The sequence below is a fragment of the Hyphomicrobium sp. MC1 genome, assembly GCF_000253295.1.
GTDB lineage: Bacteria > Pseudomonadota > Alphaproteobacteria > Rhizobiales > Hyphomicrobiaceae > Hyphomicrobium_B.
The window spans coordinates 4,665,611-4,682,306 of record NC_015717.1; the positions used below are offsets into that span (position 1 = coordinate 4,665,611).

The window sequence follows — 16,696 nt, forward strand, 5'->3', positions numbered from 1 at the left end:
TGCGCAGGAGAGACCTTAAATGCCAGAGAAACAATCTTCGGCTTCTATCGCGTTTCAGACGCCACGCAAGAACCTTCACTCACTCGCCGTCTTGGCGGCATGCGCCACGTCAGCGCTGGTTTTGCCATGGACGGCACACGTCCAGGCTGCTGAAGTCAATACGGCGCGCATCGTCCACGCCGACAAAACGCCGGGCGACTGGCTGACCTATGGTCGTACCTATAGCGAGCAGCGCTTCAGCCCGCTCAAGGGCATCAACGACAAAAACGCCAAAGACCTCGGTCTTGCCTGGTACGCAAACCTTGAGACCAATCGTGGCCAGGAAGGGACGCCGCTCGCAATCGACGGCAAGCTTTTCGTCTCGACGGCCTGGAGCATCGTCAAAGCCTATGACGGCAAGACAGGTGCACTGCTCTGGTCATACGATCCACTGGTGCCGCGAGCGAAGGGTGTCGATGGGTGCTGCGATTTCGTTAACCGTGGTGTCGCTGCCTGGAACGGCAAGATCTATATCGCGACCTTCGATGGTCGTCTGATCGCGCTCGACGAAAAAACCGGCAAGCCGGTCTGGAGCGTGCTGACGGTCGATCCCAAGGCGCCCATGACGCTGACACAGGCTCCGCGCGTCGCGAATGGTCGCGTGTTCCTTGGCGTGAGCGGCGCTGAATATCACATCCGTGGTTACACCTCGGCTTATGACGCCGAGACGGGCAAGCTCGATTGGCGCTTCTACACCATTCCCGGCGATCCCTCGAAGCCGTTCGAAAATAAAGCCATGGAAATGGCGGCGAAGACCTGGGACGGCGAGTGGTGGAAAGTCGGCGGTGGCGGCTCGGTTTGGGACGCGATCTCTTACGATCCGGAACTCAATTACGTCTATTTCGGCACCGGCAACGGACTCGAATGGAACCACGCCGTTCGTAGTCGCGGCGAAGGCGACAATCTGTTCGTGTCTTCGATCATCGCTCTGAAAGCCGACACGGGTGAGTACGTTTGGCATTATCAGGTGACGCCCGGCGAGGAATGGGATTACGACGCCGTCCAGCAGCTGATGCAAGCCGACCTCAAGATTTACGGCCGGACTCGCAAGGTTCTGATGCAGGCTAACAAGAACGGCTTCTTCTACGTTCTGGACCGCAAGACCGGTAAGCTGATTTCCGCAAACAACTTCATTCCCCAGACCTGGGCGAAGGGGATCGACATGCGGACCGGCCGTCCGATCGAGAACCCGGAAGTTCGCTACGATCAAACTGGCAAGCAGGTGACGATCCTGCCGGGACCGCTCGGCGGGCATAGCTGGCAGGCGATGTCGTATAGTCCGAAGACGGGCTTCGTGTACATCCCGACGCAGGAAATTCCTTGGTTCTACGGTCCGGATAAGAACTACAAGACCCAGGTCCAGGGCTGGAACTTGGCGACGGCCTCCGGCGCTTCTCCCGACCAGCCGGTGAAGGGTTATCTCCAAGCGTGGGATCCGGTGAATCAGAAGGAAGCCTGGCGCGTTCCGCATAGGGGGCCGTGGAATGGTGGCACTCTGGCGACTGCGGGTAACCTCGTGTTCCAGGGCACCGCGGCGGGTGACATCAACGCCTATCGCGCCGACAACGGGCAGCAGCTCTGGCTGTTCGATACGCAGTCGGCCGTAATCGCGCCGCCGATGACTTATGCGGTTGATGGCGTGCAGTACGTTGCGGTTCTCGTTGGCTGGGGCGGCGCCTATCCGCTGATGGAAGGTGTGAACTCAAATGCATCCGGCAATCTCCGCAACATCAGTCGGCTGATGGTGTTCAAGGTCGGTGGCACGGCGAAACTGCCTCCGCTTCCGCCGGAATCGAAGTTCGTCCTCAACCCGCCGCCGGAAACGGCAAGTCCGGAGACGGTTGCCAAAGGTGAGGCACTGTTCGATCAGTTCTGTGCGGTTTGCCATGGCGGCGGCGTTGTCAGCGGTCGCGTCAATCCCGATCTGCGCGCCTCGCGCTTCCTGAAGGATGATGCCTGGTTCGACATCCTGCTCAAGGGTGGTCTGCAGAATGCGGGTATGGCGTCATTCGCCAAGGTGCTCAATCATGACGATGCGGCTGCGATTCGAGCCTACGTCATTCACCGCGCAAACGTCGATAAGGACACCGGTAACGCGGCACAGTAATTCCCCTACCCCCAAGACTGGTCCGGACACAGCTTGCTGTGCCCGGACTTTTTTTATGCCTGGAGGAGCGCTGAGCTTTTTTATTCTAGCGCAATTTTAGGCTAAGCCCGATTGTGCACAGGCGTGTGATAATGTGATCCAGAAGCCCTATTTTGGTTTTGGTTACCGCGGGTGCGATGCTCATTACGGCCGGCGGCGGGGAGCGCTGGCGCAATCCGATCTCACCGCGGCCAATTCATCGGTGTCGGCTATCGTGGCCTTTCCGCTTCGGGCGCGAGGGACATCTTGAGATCCGGCGGCCAATGGAGGTTGCGGTGTTGTCTGACCGGATACGCTTGACGGCTAGCGCCCATGGACATTTGAGGTTCGTCTATGATCGATAAGTGTTTTGCCGTCATGATTGCCGCCGTTGCGTCGGTGTTTGCGACGCTGGGGACACATCCGGCGGCGGCTCAGTCTGCTTTCTATCAAGCGTCACCAGCTGAGATCGCCGGTCCGCCCGGTTCGATTATCCGAACGGAGCCGATGCGTGACAGCTGGTTCGGCGCGCGGACCCTGCGCGTGCTTTATCGCTCGACAGGTCTCAAAGGCGAGCCGATCGCCGTATCGGGCGCGGTGATCGTTCCTGGAGGAACGCCGCCGCCCGATGGATGGTCTGTGGTGGGTTGGGCACATCCGACGACGGGGATCGTTCCGCGTTGCGCACCGACGCTCGCGATCTTTTTCTTTCAGCAGATTCCGGGTCTCCGTATGATGCTGGAGCATGGCTTTGCCATCGCGGCGACGGACTATCCGGGATTGGGTACTCCGGGTCCGCATCCTTATCTGGTGGGAGACAGCGAGGGGCGCGCGGTTCTGGATTCGATCCGGGCGGCGCATGAGCTGCCGGGCGCGAATATCAGCACGCGATCTGTTCTGTGGGGGCATTCGCAATGTGGGCAAGCCGTGCTTTTCGCGGCGAAACTGGCGAAGAGCTATTCTCCCGATCTTTCGGTTCTCGGTGTGGTCGCGGCTGCACCGGCGACAGAACTCGGGGCACTGATGCGCGACGACATCGCGACGGCGGGGGGCAAGAACCTACTCGCGATGACATTATGGTCGTGGGACAGAGGCTTTGGCGCGCCAATGAGCGAGATCATCGTTCCGGAAGCGGTCCCGGACGTCGACAGATTGGCGAACATCTGTCTCGAATCCATCATCGATATTCGGCCGCGACAGACAATCGGCAAGGAGCTGACGCAACAGTTTTTAAAGGTCAAAGATCCGACCGCCATGGAGCCTTGGAAGCGTCTGCTGGCTGAAAATACGATCGGCACGCTGCCGCCGAGCGTTCCTGTTCTGATCGCGCAGGGGGCTGCCGATGTCGTCGTCGATCCACCGGTGACGGCTGTTTATGCGAAGTCGCTCTGCGCCGCGGGAAGCCGCGTCGCGATGTTGTCCTATCCCGGCGTCGGCCATGGAATGATCAGCCGCGATGCTGCAAAGCCGTCGGTCGATTGGATGGCAGATCGCTTCGCGGGGAGGAGCGCGCCGAGCGATTGCAATCACGCCGACTGATGCGCCTCACCTCGTAAACCAAGCCATTTTCGGATGGATTCCAATCGTCTCAATACGAGATCTTCGATGAGAAGCACGAGCGCAAGCGTCAGGCCAAACATCGGCATATAGACTGCGAGCAGCAGGATCGACACGATGAGAGCGGCGCCGACTTTCGGTCGCGCAAGCGCCATCGGCGCACCCAAAGTTCCAGCCGGACGCCGCTTCCACCACATGACGACGCCTGACACGGACAGGCCGACGAGGAAAAGCGCTGTCAGCGTACCGACGATCTGGTTTGCGATACCGAACAGCTGGCCTTCGTGCGCGGCAACGCCGTAGCCGATCGTCTGATCGATCCAGTGCCGCTCGGCGAAATCAGTTCGCTCGATAATGCGGCCTGTCGCGCCGTCGATGGTCAAATTACTTCGCAGCGGCCGATTGGCGGCTTCGGATGCAGCGAGCCACGGTCCTCCCGCTGCCGCAGGCGGTTTGATTGATACGGGTTGCGCGAGGTTCAATGGCCGGACCGTGGCAATGACCCGTTCGAGTTCGCCGGGACGACTGACGGATGCCATGTTTCCAACCGACATGTGCCCATGGTGCTCAGGTGTCATTGCGGCGGCTTTTGGGGGCTTGCCGCCAATGGTCCAATCGACCGGGCCACGCGCGCTGCCTGTGAGTTCGCGAATCTCGGTCAGGTAGGTTCCCCAGCCTTTCGCCCAGGGCAGTCCCGTTACGATCAGGAACAGCGCGAAGAACGAAATCCAGAAGCCCGCGGTCGCGTGAATGTCGCGCCATAAGCCGCGGCCGCCGCGTGACAGCCGCGGGTAGACGACGCCCGCCAGCCCGCGTCCACGCGGCCACCAGAGGTACATGCCGGTTATCAGCATCACGATCGTCCAGCAGGCCGCGATCTCGACCAGATAGCTTCCCACTGCGCCGGCAAGCAGTTCGCCGTGAAGGTGGAAGATCACTCTGAACGGGCGGCTCTCCTCGTCGGCGACGTTGAGTACTTGGAGCGTATAGGGATCGACGTAGACGCGAGACATTGCGCCGTCTTTGCCGACAAGAATTCGCGTCGCGTCAGTCGGTGATTGCGGAAGATAGTATTTTCGCAGCTGTGATCGAGGGACGGCTTTAAGAGCGGCGGAGACTTGAGCGTCGGGCGATGCAGGTGCGCCGTTGACTGAGAGGTTGTCGTAGGGCCGGTCGAGCCAGGCTTCGATCTGTGGACGCCACAAGTAAAGCGCGCCGGTGCAGGAGAGCCAGATGACGAACGGCATGCAAAAGAGACCGGCATAAAAGTGCCAGCGCCAAACAGCATTATACCAGCGCGAAGTCATGGAATGAACTTTCGTTACATTGAATTTGGTTGGAGGAGACGTTTTGTGGCGTCACAGGAGGCGCGGCGACATCGAATGCCGGCGCGACGGACATGAATGATCCTACTGACTACGACACGCACGGCATCAACCGCGTGCTGTCGCAAACAGGTTCAGGAGATTTGAGGTGGTGCGCGGGAGCCAAGGGCCGGTCCTGCTCGCGCAGGCGGCAAGACCTCGAATATTTGACCCCGCGTAATGACAGTCGCGAGGGCGCTTTGAATAATTGCGATCGTCGTCAGCGGCAGGTCGGGGACTGCAGAAATGGAAAATGCACAAGGCTGATGCTTTGAGCCGCCTGGCGTGGCGGGAAGCTTATGACCATTGGCGTCAAGGTCGATGGTTTGTTGTCCCAAGCCTGTGCAAATAACAATGCGGAAGGCGCCGATCGAAGTGCCGCTGAAGTCCGGCATGAAGCCGACGGGGATGAGCGAGCGAAGAACAAACACAAAAAGCACCAAGTGGCTAAGCCATTGGCGCATCGAGTCCGACCGTCTAACATCCCCTCGGATGTTCATTTTAAGCCTTGCCGAGCGAGGAGTATTCGCAGTTTTGGTTCGCAGCGCCGTCTAGCCTAACTGGCGGGCGTGTTTGGCTCAACTCCTCGTCAAGGCGATAGTCGCCGACGAGTTACCGTCCGAGCACAGTTCTGTGCCTAAGCCTGATTGGAAGCAGGCCCAATTTCCCATCGCATAGGATGCCTTCAAGAGGCGAGCTTGCGCATTGTGATCCGAATGATCGCGCGCAGAACTCATCGCTCTGGCCGAAACGCTGAGCGGCATTGAGCGCGCCAACACTTGGAGTCGATGATCGCTTTGGGTCGTGGGTGGCCGTTTGCGCGCAATTTCTATTGCTTCGTTTGTGCGTGGAACGCCGACGACATCCGTTTCGGGGTGGGGTGCTCCAGGTGCGAAGTAACTTTTAAAATATCAGTAAAGGGGTTATCTTGACGCAGTTAACTTGTTAAGGCAGGTTTCAGTGGTTACTTCGTGATGCGCGCTTACCTCATTCGCGAGCGGGGCTGAAATTTGGGACTGAAATGAGTGATCAGCGGCCTCCGGCGATGTTCATCGCAGATGCTCCGGGTTTGGACTTTCTGAATTCAATCGGCGTGCCATTCGACGAGACCGTTGAGTGGATTACAAATGGCGATGATTTGCTCGCGTGGCTGACTTCGGCAAAATTCATCTCTCCCGAAATTGGAAGTCTGCTCCGGAAGAATTCTGTGCCTGGCGAGCTTGACGCTGCGGCTGCACAGGCGAGGTCTTTCCGCGAATGGTTTCGTGGCTTCATATACGAATATAAAGGTCGGCCGCTGAAACGCGGCGCGCTCCAGAAACTCGGTCCGCTTAACCATGTCCTTAGTCGCGACGAAGAATTTGGGCAGATCGTCGTCACGACGGATTCGAAAGGCGGGAAGCAAGGTCGATCTGAACTTGCTTGGTTGCCGGAACGCCGCTGGCGGTCGCCGGAATCGCTCCTTCTTCCCATTGCAAAGGCGTTTGGAGACGTCATCTGCTATGAGGATTTTCGCTACATAAAGAAATGCGAATCACCAACATGCACGATGCTGTTTGTCGATAAAACCCGCGCCCATACCCGCCGGTGGTGCAGCATGGCGCTTTGCGGCAATCGTGCGAAACAGGCCGCCCACCGGGAGCGCGTTCGCGGCGAATAGAGATCCCGCGTCTCGCAAATAGAGAGACGAGGTCGACCCAATGCTTCCGGGGTCGATAGCCGTCGTTCCGCCCCGTCTCTGGTCGCGGGACCTTTCCGACATCCCTTTCGCAAATGGAACCCAAGCAGCACCGCAAGGTAATGCTCAAGGTGTCGCGCCGCCGTTTTTCAGGCGTTTATGTGGTCGCCCTCACGCTCAGTTGCCGGAGTGGAGGGCCAAGACATCCAAGGCTCTCAAATTTCTCAACCTATCCTCTCGCGGTAACCTTGAAAACGCAAATTGACAAGTTACGCGCCCGCTAGTAACCCAGTAAATACTGTTTTGAAGGTTACGTAAAAAGCCTTTCAGGAGACTGGTCATGAGTGCCGTGCGGTATGCCAAGGTCGATGTGGATGGTGTTAACGTTTTCTATCGCGAGGCCGGAGATGCAACGAAGCCGGTGCTGCTGTTGCTGCACGGCTTTCCGAGTTCCAGCCACATGTTTCGCGATCTCATTCCACTATTGTCGGATCGCTTTCATGTCGTGGCTCCAGACCTGCCAGGGTTCGGCCAGTCTGACATGCCATCGCGCCAGAGCTTCACCTACAGCTTCGATAACATCGCGACGGTCATCGACCGCTTTACCGAGATTGTCGGTCTCAAGAGATTCGCGATCTACATCTTTGACTACGGCGCGCCGACGGGCTTGCGCATCGCTGTGAAGCATCCTGAGCGGATCACGGCAATCATCTCCCAGAATGGCAACGCCTACGAGGAAGGTCTGAGTGAGGGGTGGAATCCCATCCAGGCCTATTGGAAAGAACCGTCAGAAGCCAATCGCGCCGCGCTTCGCCCGTTTCTCGCTCCCGAGACGACGCACTGGCAGTACACGCATGGCGTTTCCGACGTCTCGGTGATCTCGCCGGACGGGTATGGTCTCGACAACTTCTATCTTGCGCGACCCGGCGCCGATGACGTTCAGCTTGATCTCTTCGGCGACTACAAAAGCAACGTTGCGCTCTATCCGAAATTTCAAAACTTCTTTCGTTCCCATAAAACGCCTCTTCTCGCCGTTTGGGGCAAGAACGATCCATTTTTTGTTCCTGCAGGTGCGGAAGCGTTCAAGTGCGACAATCCGAACGCGGTCGTCAAATTCTACGACACGGGTCACTTCGCTCTCGAAACTCACGCGGATGAGATCGCGGCGGACATTCGCAGCTTCTTGTCTTGATCCTTCACACCGTCGGTCGCTGGGCTGGTCTGCTGACGACCACTTTTTTCTGCGGAGTATTCATCATGCGTGCCATCGTTCTTGAGAAATTCGGCGGCCTGGACAGCCTCGTCTATAAAGACATTCCGGAGCCCGAGCCAAAGGCGGGTTACGTTGTCATCGAAATCAAAGCTTTCGGTATCAATCACGCCGAAATGCATATGCGTCGAGGCGAATGGGCGGAAGCCGCCGAGGTTAGCGGGATTGAATGCGTCGGCATCGTAAAGTCGTGCCCCGGCGGTGAATTTCCCGTCGGTGCAAAGGTCGCTGCGCTCATGGGCGGCTTGGGTCGCACGATCAACGGCAGTTACGCGGAGTACACGCGTGCGCCGGTTTCGAACGTCGCGTTGATCGAATCCAATCTGCCGTGGGCTGAGCTTGCGGCGATCCCCGAGACATATGCCACGGCCTGGACTTGCCTGTTTCGCAATCTCGAAATTCAGAAAGGGCAGCTTTTGCTTGTCCGCGGCGCGACGTCGTCGTTTGGCTTGGCGGCGGTTAAGATGGCTGTGAACGCCGGCGCTCGCGTGATCGCCACGACACGGAGCAAGGAGCGGTTTGCCAAACTCGAGGCGCTCGGTGTTGAGCGGTGCGAAATCGAGGGGCCGAAAATGTCCGAGAGGCTGGCGGAGAGCAAGACGCTCGACGCCATCCTCGATCTTGTCGGTAACAGCACGATCATGGACTCGCTCAATATGCTGAAGCGCGGCGGCCGGGCCTGCTTGGCAGGCTGGTTGGGCGGTCTCGAACCGATACACGATTTCAATCCGCTTCTGCAGATGGCGAGCGGCGTCAACCTCACGTTTTTTGGCAGCTTCGTTTTTGGAAATCCCGGCTTTCCGCTGTCGGATGTGCCTTTGCAAGACATCGCGCGGCAAGTCTCGGAGGGAAAGCTGAGTGCGAAGCCTTCGCGAATTTTCAAATTCGAGGAAATCCGTGAAGCGCACCGCGTCATGGAAGCCAATGAGGCGAATGGAAAGCTGGTTGTCGTTCACGGCTGAAACATCAGCGCAGTGAGAACCGTATGGGCGTTGCCGACAAATCCAAAGCAGCGCGGAGAGATGGTAATTATGTCTGAAGTAGAAGACGTCGACGCCCTCATTTTGGGGAGCGGCCAGGGCGGCAAGCAGCTGGCATGGCACCTGGGCCGATCCGGAAAAAAGGTTGCTGTTGTCGAGCGGCGCTGGGTTGGCGGTTCTTGTCCGGCCGTCGCATGTCTTCCGAGCAAAAATGAGCTCTGGAGCGCTAAAGTCGCCCACATCGTGCACAACGCGAAAAATTTTGGCACCGAGATCGGTAGCGTGACGACGAACGTCGCAAAGGTTCGTCAGCGAAAGAATGACATGGTTGATCGCGAGAAGGTGCTTCACCTCAGCGCCTACAAGGCGAGCGGCGCAGAGCTGATCATGGGGAGTGGCCGGTTCACCGCTCCCAAGACTATTGAGGTCGGCTTGAATGATGGCGGAACGCGTATTTTGAGAGGCAACGACGTCGTTATTAACGTCGGCTCTCATGCTGCCATTCCGAATGTTCCAGGGCTGCTCGAATCTCGTCCTCTGACGCATATCGAGGCGCTGGAACTCGACTATGCTCCCGAGCGATTGATCATTCTCGGAGGCGGATATGTCGGAATCGAAATGGCACAAACGTATCGCCGCTTTGGCAGTCGTGTGGTCATCATAGAGCCCGGAGAGCAACTGATGGGGCGCGAGGATGCCGATGTCGCGTCCGAGATGCTGGGAATCTTGGTGTCCGAAGGGATCGAGGTTTTTCTCGGCGCAACTCCAATCGACGTCCAGGGAATGTCGGGGGACGCTGTTGCCGTCGTTATCCGTTCATCATCGGGAGATAAAAGGATCGAAGGCAGCGATTTGCTGGTTGCTGTTGGACGTGCGCCGAATACGTCCGGGATCGGATTGAATGCGGCCGGTGTTGATGTGACGGATCGCGGGTTCATTCGTGTCAACGAAAGCCTGCAGACGACGGCGCCTGGCGTTTGGGCAATTGGTGAGTGTGCGGGAAGCCCGCAATTCACGCATGTTTCCGTCGATGATTTCCGAATTGTGCGCGAGAACATGGCTGGAGGCACGCGGAAGACGAGCGACCGTCTCGTTCCCCACGTCATGTTTACCGATCCACCGCTTGCTCGTGTCGGCATGGATGAGGGAGAAGCTCAACGGCAAGGCGTTCCGGTACGCGTCGCCCGACTGCCGATGAGCCACGTGTTGCGCACGAACGCGACAGATGAGGTCGAGGGCTTTATGAAAATTCTGGTCGGCGCAGACGATGATCGAATCCTCGGATTTTCGATGATTGGAGCCGAGGCAGGGGAAGTGATGACGACCGTGCAGACCGCGATGCTTGCAGAGCTTCCCTATCCCAAGCTGCGTGATGCCGTTATTGCCCATCTCACCTATGCCGAGGGGTTGGGGCCGCTGCTTGGAAATGTGCCCGGCAGCGCCTGACGGACGATTTTGGCAATTGCTCCATGACTATAGTGGAAATCGAAGCGCCGTCATAAGCGCTTCGGTTTTCGTCTTGTTACGTTACTGATGGTCGAAAGACGCATCATTTTTTCAAGCTTTTGGCCATTCGCTTGAGAGATCGATGGTGAATGACGCGGACCGTCGCTTCCAGCATGTCGAGCTTCTTGGCCAGATCGCGTGCGGAATCTCCATTCAGCGAAATTCCCGCGACTATTTCCTGATTTCGTTCTGGCAGAGCTTTGATAAGCCGCTCAACATCGTACCTGGCGAGAGACTCTTCGGCGGTCGCGCTGACACTGACGGCCAGTTCTGCGAGCTTGCCTGGAAGCACATGGTGTCTACGTCGCCGTCTTAATTCATCGACGATTTTATTTTTTGCGATCGTTACAACCCAAGGCATGACCGGGAGTGATGTATCCCAGCGATGCCGCTGGGCGTGGAAAGCGATGAGAGTTTCCTGAAGGATATCGTCGAGGTCGCCGGTCGAAAGCTGATACCGCTGTAATTTTGAAACCAAAGCGGCGCGCAGCATTCCAGGAAGGCGCTTCAATAGCTCGCTGTATGCCTGATCATCGCCGGCAACGGCACGTCGCATCAATCCAGTGCAAAATGTCTCTTGCTGCTCTCGATGGGCCCGCCTCGGCGTGCTCGATGCGAGCGACTCGACGTTTATCGCCGCGCCACCGCGCGAGCGGTCGGCTGTTCGTTGCGAGTTGGGATTGTGTCCGCCATTGGCGTCTTGAGATCTCGATCGAGGCATCCGCGATATCTGACAGCAAAGATGTTCGAAGAGGGTTTTGACGCCGGCTCGTGGCGTCATTCGAAGTCTGAGATTGTGACTGCCGCTGCAGTTTCTGACGACTTTTATAGTAACCTAATAAATAGGCATGTAACGGTTATTATTTGTGAGCCGTACATGTCAACCTGAGGCAACAAAATTTAGCGAGGCGAATTGGCTCATGGCGATTTATCGCTGTTTTTATGGCGAGTTTTGCGACGGGAAGCAGAAGTCGCAATGTCCGATTTCCCCAAGGCAATCAGACCTCCATTCGTAACTGATAAATAAGATAAAAAGAGGTTATTAATGCGTAGAAGGCTGGCGAGGACTTCTAAGTGGCGGCATGCCGGAAAACACGGTCACGCGCCCATCTTTCTAGCTAATGCGGTCGCTCTCGATTTCCTAAACGCGCTCGCGCCGCCGCCGGGCGCCGAGATGAGGCCGCTTAAGTCAGGAACAGATTTTCTGCACTGGCTAGAGAGCGCGGAGCTGGTTTGCTCTAACGTTGCGCGGTATTTTCGCGAGGCGGTCAATTCCTCAGATCTGGATATTGTCGCGGACGACGCCAAGCGGCTTGGCGACTGGTTTCGCAGTTTCATAAATGAATATGCAGGTCGTCGGTTATGTCCATCTGCCGTGGAAGATCTGGCGCCGCTCAATGCGATCTTGAGACGGGATGCGCGCTTCGGTCAGATCGCGCAAACGACATGCGCAGAGCCAAAATTGTTCTGGGAGTTTAAGCGGCGTTTCATGACGCCGATGGACTTGTTATTTCCCGTTGCGAACGCGATGGCCGAGATGCTGTGCAAAGATGATTTGGCAAAAGTTAAGGTGTGCGAGGCAAAAGAATGCACGCTGCTTTTTCTCGATCGGACACATGGCGGCAAGAGACGGTGGTGCAGCATGAGTGCTTGCGGCAACCGCGCGAAGCAAAAAATCCGTAGGACACTGCCGAAGCCGCCGGAATGATTGACTTCGAATATGCTTGCCTCGTGCGGGAGGACTTTGGTGTCATCTCGAAATTTTATGTTCGGCGTGAAACGTCCTGCGTGAACCTTCCGAAGTTGGGCTTTGAGTACCTGCAAAAGCTGCAGCCGCTCGTGAGACCGTATTTCAGTCAGGAGGTTCCGTATGTCGACTTTTCTCAGATGCCTTTTCGTAGCGGTCGTCTTGTCCGCGATCGCAGGCAGCTTGGCTGTCGCCGGCGGCCACGATGATCCGCGCGCGTGTGACGATCACGCTTTCCGGCACTGCCGTTGATGCAAGACGTTCATCTATTGCGCGCGCAATGGATTTTTAAGTAGAGATTTGGGTGTCTGTGGTGGTCCGCTCCGCTGACACGGCTAGGGGCGGCTCGGGCTGAGTGAGCGATCCGGTTATTTCCAACGCTAACCGGATACTGCGATCCGCTCACTAAATACGAAATACCGTTCGCGTTCCGCTCTGTTGCAGGAGCGCGTGAGCAAGCTGGTCTCCGGCGGCGGTGAGCTGACCGTTCGCGTCGAGCCAGCCATGATCGGTCGCAAAGCGTGCCACTTCGTCGGCGCTGCCTCCGCCAGAGAGCATTCCAGTAAAGCCTAAAACGACACTCAGATGATCTTGGGAGGCCACGTCTTTATGATCAGGAGGTTGTTGCACGAATTTCCTCCGCTCGCGGTTAACTTCAAAGGGAGATCATCCCGGCTGGCGTGACGGTGCGCTATAAATTTGCTCCCTCGTCACCGGGGGGACGGGAACAGCTATATCGGTTTTAAATTCGTCAGGTAGGATCGATTGTTCATGGCTGTCGTGTCGTGCACGAATGCGCGCTCTCGCTATAGAGAGGGCTAGCCGCCTCATTGCTGGCCGCAGCCGGGCCCGATGGAAGGCACAAATTTTTTTGTTTTTTGAAATGGCGCGCCCGAAAGGATTCGAACCTCTGACCCCCAGATTCGTAGTCTGGTGCTCTATCCAGCTGAGCTACGGGCGCTTTTTTCGTTGCGGAGGGGCCGGATGCCCATCCGGCCGTAAGGCCGGGCGACGAAGGAACCCTCTCTAGTGGCTCACGGCGGCGAGCGCAAGACCCCTCTTTCGCAAGCATCGTGACGTCTCGCCGCGCTTGCAAGGGGCGGGCCGATCTCCGGCTTGCTCAGTCGACAGGTCGGTCCGGCAACTCGATGCGAAACCGGGCGCCGATTGCGCTGTCGACGAGCGTCAGGCTGCCGCCGTGGGCCTGTACAAGCTCAGCCGCGATGGCGAGCCCGAGGCCGGTGCCGCCCTTCTTCGTCGAAGCCTGAAAGGCCTTGAAAAGGTTCTCGCGTGCCTTCTGTGGCACGCCTGCGCCGTTATCCATCACATCAATAATGACCTTGCGGCTCTCGCGGTGGGCGGTGACGCGCACCTCGCCATCCGTTTTGCCTTCGATGCTCTCGATGGCCTGCACAGCGTTGCGGATGAGGTTCGAGAGGACACGGAACAGGTGCTCGTGGTCCGCATCAATCAGGAGTGCAGGGTCGATATCGGTCGTGAAAGCGATGGTGCCTTCCCGCGGCAGGCCTTGGCTGTCGGCCACCTCGTCGATGAGCGGTTTCAGCGGCATCAGCTCGCGCCGGGGTGCGGCCTCCGATACGCCGCCGAACTTGAGCGATGAATTGCAGAACTGAATGGCGCGGTCGAGCGAGGCGATCAGCTTCGGCACGAAGCGCTGCACAGTCGGATCGGGAATGGCAACGAGGCGATCGGAGATCAGCTGTGCGTTCGCCAGCATATTGCGGAGATCGTGGTTGATCTTGGAGACGGCCATGCCGAGTTGCGCGAGGCGGTTCTTTTGTACGAGCAAGCTCGAAAGCTGGCGCTGCATGCTTGCGAGTTCGCGCTCGGCAACCCCGATTTCATCGCGGCGGCCGGTATCGGGCATGATGCGGCTTTGGTCTTCGGGGTTCTCCGAAAAGTGCAGCATGTTGGTCGTGATCTGCGTCAGCGGCTTCACGAACAGGCGGCTCAGCGCGAAATAAACGACGACGGCCGTCAGCAGCGAAAGGATAATCGACAGCCACAGGATATTCATGCCGTAGCGGATCATCGCGGCTTTCAGCGGTGCTTCGGGAATGACAATTTCGATCAGGCTGTTGTTGTCGGGGCCGCTGTGGCCGATGACGCGGATGGTGCGATCGTTCGACAACAGGGTCGTCACGGCATCGCGAGCCTGCTCGATATGCGTCGACAGGCTTTGCCAGAAGGAATTGGATTCGGGCGGCAGGTAATAAACGTAGTCGATCGATAGGTCGCCGTCGGGCGGATAGACAAGACGGCGTTCGTTGACGGTGCGGGAGGCGATCGCCTTCACTTGTGCAGTTCGGAGAAGGTCGGCGCGCAGAGCCGAAGGGATTTGACCTCCTGGGAACGCATCCGATGCCAGTGCTGCAAGCTGGGCGGCGGTCAGGCGTTCCTGCAGCCAGGTCACGCGATAGCTCGATATCGATGGCAGGAAGATCAGGGCTTCGGCGACCAAAACGAAGATGGCCGTCAGCAGAATGAGTTTGGTCGGGAGGCCACGGCTTTCCCAGAAACGCGCCACGGCACGCCACGGCGCCACGAAGACCGAAGCCGCTCCCTTGGCGTCATGGTTGTTTTTATCGTCGCCGTTGAAAATTGCGCGCTGCACTGGACCGAGCATCTCCTACGCGGAGATCATTAACCGAGCTTCGCGAGCAACGCGATGACTTTACGCAAAAAGGGGTTACTCGGCACTGTTGCAAAGTAACGGATCGCCGCTTTTTTATTGATCTCGGAAAATGTCGGATAGGGCGAGATCCATTGCGTCATCGCTTTGATATTCAGGCGCTGGGAAATGGCGAGCGACCACATCTGAATGATTTCTCCGGCTTCGGCGCCGACGATGGCCGCGCCGAGAATTTGGCCGCGCTTCGTCGTGATGACTTTAATGTGGCCCTCCGTCTTACGCTCGATCTGAGCGCGGTCATTTTCGTGATAGGGCCAGCGCAGAACATTGACGCGGCCGTATTTGGTGCTGGCTTCAGCCTCGCTCAGGCCGACGCACGCGAATTGCGGTTCGGTGAAGACGACGCGCGGCGTGGAACGGCCAACCGTTTTTGCCGACTGACGAAACAGGGAGCGGCGAAGCACGACGTCGGCCTGCTCAGCGGCAACGTGTGCGAAGCGAAGGCCGCCTGCGGCATCGCCTATGGCATAGACGCGCTTGTTTGTGGTCATCAAGCTTTCGTTAACTTTGATCGCGTTGCCGGCGACTTTGATGCGGGCATTGTCGAGGCCGAGGTCGGCGACGTTGGCTTTGCGGCCTGCGGCGACGAGAATCGCTGAGCCTTCGATCCGTTCCGTTTCGCTTTCGCCGTTGCCTGCGATTTCGACCGTGATGTTGCCGACCGTGCCGGAGACGCGCGTGATGCGGACGCCTTCGCGGAATACGATGCCTTCAGCGGCAAGCTGCGTCAGCAACACGACAGCCAATTCAGAATCTTCATCGCCAAGCGCGTCGGCAGCGTCGATGACGGTGACACGGGAGCCGAGGCGCCGATGGGCCTGCGCCAGTTCGATGCCTGTCGTCCCGGCACCTACGACGATGAGATGCGGAATGGGCGCGTTGTTATCGAAGATCGTCTCGTTGGTGAAATAGGGAACGTCGGCCAAGCCCGGAATTGGCGGGATGGTTGGTGAGGATCCCGTTGCGATGACGAAGCGGCGCGCGGAGATGCGATATTCACCGGCGGCAACTGTGGTCGGGTTCAGGAATTTGGCGGCGGCGGAAATCACCTGGATGCCCATGCCGCCGAAGCGCTCGACCGTCGTGTTCGGCGCAATGCGGGCAATGACGTCCGTAACGTAGCGGTTGACCGCCGCATGATCGATCAGCGGTTCGACACCGCGAATACCGAAGGGCGATGCGGTCCGCATATCTTGGGCGCGCTTGGCAGCGGCCAGAAGAGCGTTGGCGGGAATGCTGCCGTAGTTGAGGCCATCGCCCCCCATCTTATGTTTTTCAATGAGCACGACTCGCTGTCCGAACGCAGCTGCCGTCGTCGCGACGGCGACGCCACCCGCGCCCGCGCCGATGACGCAGAAGTCAGCATTGACGGTGTGCGTCTCGGGATGGGGTTCGACAGTATCCTTGGGCATGGAGAAGGTATCCGGTCATCGCGAGGCCATAGCGATTAGATTAATACGGCGGCGCGACTTTTCACGCTGGAGATCGGGCCTATCCCCTGCCGGAAATGGGGGATACGAGCAGATGTCGGCCAATTTCGACGATGTGCAAATGCAAGCGGGCGGCGTTTTCTATCGTTTGCGCGCGCACGGCCTGCGTTGACTTGCCCGCGCAGCCCCACTATAAGAGCCCGAATTCCGGAGACATGCGCAATCGGCTGGGGTTTTTGCCCAGGCGACGCGTTTTTGTAAACATCGGAAAAATAATAGCAATTATG

Annotated in this window: 12 protein-coding genes and 1 tRNA gene; 7 read left to right on the forward strand and 6 right to left on the reverse strand. The window is 58.1% G+C overall.

All coding sequences use genetic code 11. The features are described from left to right. The first annotated feature begins 19 nt into the window (after nt 1-19). Nucleotides 20-2,146 (forward strand): PQQ-dependent dehydrogenase, methanol/ethanol family, encoded by a 2,127-nt coding sequence (locus HYPMC_RS22490; protein ID WP_013950459.1) that lies wholly within the window; start codon nt 20-22, stop codon nt 2,144-2,146. 372 nt (nt 2,147-2,518) lie between these two features. Further along, nucleotides 2,519-3,703 (forward strand): lipase family protein, encoded by a 1,185-nt coding sequence (locus HYPMC_RS22495; RefSeq protein WP_013950460.1) that lies wholly within the window; start codon nt 2,519-2,521, stop codon nt 3,701-3,703. On the opposite strand, the gene HYPMC_RS22500 is transcribed toward HYPMC_RS22495, so the two are convergent. Continuing rightward, nucleotides 3,691-5,028, reverse strand: a complete 1,338-nt coding sequence (locus tag HYPMC_RS22500; RefSeq protein WP_013950461.1) for a PepSY domain-containing protein — start codon at nt 5,026-5,028, stop codon at nt 3,691-3,693. The genes HYPMC_RS22495 and HYPMC_RS22500 overlap by 13 nt on opposite strands. Nucleotides 5,029-6,106: 1,078 nt before the next feature. On the opposite strand from HYPMC_RS22500, the gene HYPMC_RS22510 reads away from it, so the two are divergent. From HYPMC_RS22510 to HYPMC_RS22525, 4 genes are all read left to right on the forward strand, one after another. Next, a complete protein-coding gene (locus HYPMC_RS22510; protein ID WP_013950463.1) occupies nt 6,107-6,745 on the forward strand; it encodes a CGNR zinc finger domain-containing protein in 639 nt (212 codons plus the stop codon). Between the two features lie 358 nt (nt 6,746-7,103). After that, on the forward strand, nt 7,104-7,955 hold the full coding sequence (locus HYPMC_RS22515) for an alpha/beta fold hydrolase (protein WP_013950465.1): 852 nt from the start codon (nt 7,104-7,106) through the stop codon (nt 7,953-7,955). 65 nt (nt 7,956-8,020) lie between these two features. Continuing rightward, a complete protein-coding gene (locus tag HYPMC_RS22520) occupies nt 8,021-8,995 on the forward strand; it encodes a zinc-binding alcohol dehydrogenase family protein (protein WP_024275083.1) in 975 nt (324 codons plus the stop codon). A 69-nt stretch (nt 8,996-9,064) separates the two neighbouring features. Continuing rightward, on the forward strand, nt 9,065-10,459 hold the full coding sequence (locus HYPMC_RS22525; RefSeq protein WP_013950467.1) for an NAD(P)/FAD-dependent oxidoreductase: 1,395 nt from the start codon (nt 9,065-9,067) through the stop codon (nt 10,457-10,459). A 103-nt stretch (nt 10,460-10,562) separates the two neighbouring features. Here HYPMC_RS22525 and HYPMC_RS22530 read toward each other — a convergent pair whose 3' ends face one another. Further along, nucleotides 10,563-11,075, reverse strand: a complete 513-nt coding sequence (locus HYPMC_RS22530; RefSeq protein ID WP_013950468.1) for a sigma-70 family RNA polymerase sigma factor — start codon at nt 11,073-11,075, stop codon at nt 10,563-10,565. A gap of 489 nt (nt 11,076-11,564) precedes the next feature. Here HYPMC_RS22530 and HYPMC_RS22535 point away from each other — a divergent pair, with 489 nt between their 5' ends. Beyond that, nucleotides 11,565-12,227: an ABATE domain-containing protein gene (locus tag HYPMC_RS22535; RefSeq protein ID WP_013950469.1), complete on the forward strand. Its 663-nt coding sequence runs from the start codon at nt 11,565-11,567 to the stop codon at nt 12,225-12,227. A 444-nt stretch (nt 12,228-12,671) separates the two neighbouring features. On the opposite strand, the gene HYPMC_RS24430 is transcribed toward HYPMC_RS22535, so the two are convergent. From HYPMC_RS24430 to HYPMC_RS22550, 4 genes are all read right to left on the reverse strand, one after another. After that, on the reverse strand, nt 12,672-12,896 hold the full coding sequence (locus HYPMC_RS24430; RefSeq protein ID WP_155831108.1) for a hypothetical protein: 225 nt from the start codon (nt 12,894-12,896) through the stop codon (nt 12,672-12,674). Nucleotides 12,897-13,150: 254 nt separating this feature from the next. Further along, nucleotides 13,151-13,227: transfer RNA gene (locus HYPMC_RS22540), tRNA-Arg, on the reverse strand. A gap of 159 nt (nt 13,228-13,386) precedes the next feature. Further along, nucleotides 13,387-14,901 carry a HAMP domain-containing sensor histidine kinase gene (locus HYPMC_RS22545; protein ID WP_244420941.1) on the reverse strand — a complete coding sequence of 505 codons (1,515 nt, stop codon included), beginning with the start codon at nt 14,899-14,901 and terminating at the stop codon, nt 13,387-13,389. A 29-nt stretch (nt 14,902-14,930) separates the two neighbouring features. Continuing rightward, on the reverse strand, nt 14,931-16,391 hold the full coding sequence (locus tag HYPMC_RS22550) for an NAD(P)/FAD-dependent oxidoreductase (protein WP_013950472.1): 1,461 nt from the start codon (nt 16,389-16,391) through the stop codon (nt 14,931-14,933). Nucleotides 16,392-16,696: the final 305 nt, after the last annotated feature.